The sequence below is a fragment of the Bradyrhizobium frederickii genome (assembly GCF_004570865.1).
Taxonomy (GTDB): Bacteria; Pseudomonadota; Alphaproteobacteria; order Rhizobiales; family Xanthobacteraceae; genus Bradyrhizobium; species Bradyrhizobium frederickii.
Map to the genome: position 1 here is coordinate 1 of NZ_SPQS01000098.1, position 2,459 is coordinate 2,459.

Consider the following 2,459-nt stretch of genomic DNA (forward strand, 5'->3'; position numbering starts at 1 on the left):
ATCAGTATGGACGGCCGGGGCGCCTGGCGGGACAACGTGTTCGTTGAGCGGCTGTGGCGCAGCGTCAAATACGAGGAGGTGTATCTGCGGGCCTACGACAGCGTCAGCGACGCTCGCGCCTCGATTGGCCGCTATCTGGACTTCTACAATTGCCGCCGTCCACATTCGAGCCTTGACGGCAGCACACCGGATCAAGCCTACTTCACCCCGCTGCCGCTCCGCACGGCAGCCTAACCCCGGCAGAGGCTCCACTTATCGACGCGGATATTCTGTTCAGACAACCGGGGCCAGCTCATCTTTTGTTTCAGCTGGGGCAACGCTATGCGGATTCGGCACTTGACGATATCGTATTCATCATAATCGTCGCGTTCTTCCTGTGCGTTGCGCTGACAATTTTTAGTGTGCGCCGCTATCGAGATCTCGCCCACGAAACCAAGGCGCGAGCCATTGCGGAAGGAGAAGCGCGCGACCTAACGCGACAGGATCCATTGACCGGCCTGCCGAACCGGCGCCTGTTTAATGAAAAACTTGATGCGTGCCTTGGCCTGGCCCGCGACACGCACCAGGTAGCCGTTCTGCTGCTTGGGCTTGATGGCTTCAAGATGATCAAGGACAAGCATGGCCACGCAGCGGAGGACAAAGCGCTGTGCGAATTTGCCAACAGGGTCGCCGAAATTTTGCAGAAGGACGGTGTCCTAGCAAGGATCGGAGGCGACGAATTCGGGATTGTCCTACCAGGCATTAGCTCCCTTGAAACTCCGACCAATCTGGCGCGCCGTATTGTGGCGTCCGCCAGCGAAACGTTCGCGACCGAGACGGGGGCAGCCGAGCTTGGGGTTGCGATTGGCATCGCCATCGCTCCGACTGACGGCATCAATCTCCACGGATTGGTCAGGCGCGCAGAACGTGCACTTTATCGCGCGCAAGGCGATGGCAGGTCGCATGTTCGCTTTTTCGAACCAGAGATGGATATGCATGTCGACCGGCGCATTCAGATCGAGCGAGAGCTTCGCAGCGCTATCAAGGCCGACATTATTGAGCCGCACTACCAGCCAATAGTCTCGCTCAAAGAGAATTGCATTATTGGGTTCGAGGCACTGGCGCGTTGGGAGAACAGGACGTGGGGGCGTATTCCGCCCGACGTATTTAGTCGTCCGTGAAGAGCGGCTAAACGACTGAGCCAGAATCGCATTTGTCTTTGTGGGCTGTTTCGGGATTGCAGGGTTTTGATTCTTCGGGCATCGGAACCTTGCGATTTCGTTTTCAGATTCCGTCGAATCGCCAGTCATGATTCTGTGGCCGCATCGGAGGTGGCGATGCGACCGAAGCAGCACAGGACGACGGGATCAGGCGATCTGTTCCGGGCCAGGCTGGACCAGATCATCAACATGAAGCACGAGCTGGTTCAGCTCGCAGGCAAGGTCGATTGGGGCTGGATCGACGGCGAGATCGCGCCGCTCTATAGCGAGAACGGTCGGCCGGGCATCGCAAGCCGCTTCGTGATCGGGCTGCTCCTGCTCAAGCACATTTACGGCCTGTCCGATGAGGCGGTGTGCGAGCGCTGGGTCCACGACCCGTATTTCCAGTACTTCACCGGCGAAGAGTTCTTCCAGCACGCTTTCCCGCACGAGCGCTCGGACCTGAGCCACTGGCGCAAGCGGCTCGGCGACAAGCTGGAGCTGTTGCTGGCCGAGAGCCTGAGGGTAGCGCACGAAGCTGGCGCGTTGCGCAGCCAGGACCTCAAGCGGGTCACGGTCGATACCACCGTGCAGCCGAAGGCCATCACCTTCCCGACCGATGCCAAGCTGCTGCACGCGGCCATCAAGGGGCTCAACCGCCTGACGAGGAAGCACGGGGTCAGGCTTCGGCAGTCCTATCTTCGCATCGCCAAGACCGCAGCAATGATGGCGGGGCGCTACGCCCATGCCAAGCAATTCAAGCGGCATCAGCGGCAGTTGCGCATCCTGCGCAGCCGGCTGGGCCGGATCATCCGCGATATCCGCCGCAAGATCGGAGGGCAGACCGTGCTCGAGAACGCGTTCGCCCTCCCGCTCAGCCGGGCTTCGCAGATCCGCTCGCAGCAGCAACGCCAGCGCGGCTGGAAGCTTTACTCCTTCCACGCCCCGGAGGTGGAGTGCATCGGCAAGGGCAAGGCAGCCGCGCCTTACGAGTTAATGGCATGGACCACGCCCGCTCCCAGCGGCAACGTGGAGTCCGGCGGGGCAACAGCAGGAGCGCAAGCCATGTCGAATACGAACATTGTCACGATCGGTATCGATCTCGGGAAGAACACATTCCATGTCGTCGGTCTCGATACCACAGGCGCAATCACGCTACGCAAGAAGCGGTCGAGAAATCAGCTTGACCAGTCGCTGGCCAATGTTCCGCGTTGTCTGATCGGAATGGAGGCGTGTGCAGGCGCACATCATCTGGGTCGCAAGCTCGAGAAATTTGGCCAT

General features: G+C 60.1%; 3 protein-coding genes. All 3 read left to right on the forward strand.

All coding sequences use genetic code 11. The annotated features are described in order from the left end of the window. Positions 1 to 234, forward strand: a 234-nt coding sequence (locus E4K64_RS39570; RefSeq protein ID WP_135161597.1) for an integrase core domain-containing protein, incomplete at its 5' end; no start/stop codon positions are given. A 65-nt stretch (positions 235 to 299) separates the two neighbouring features. Continuing rightward, on the forward strand, positions 300 to 1,160 hold the full coding sequence (locus tag E4K64_RS39575; protein ID WP_235884975.1) for a GGDEF domain-containing protein: 861 nt from the start codon (positions 300 to 302) through the stop codon (positions 1,158 to 1,160). 156 nt (positions 1,161 to 1,316) lie between these two features. Then, positions 1,317 to 2,459, forward strand: a 1,143-nt coding sequence (locus tag E4K64_RS39580) for an IS5 family transposase (protein WP_235884976.1), incomplete at its 3' end; no start/stop codon positions are given.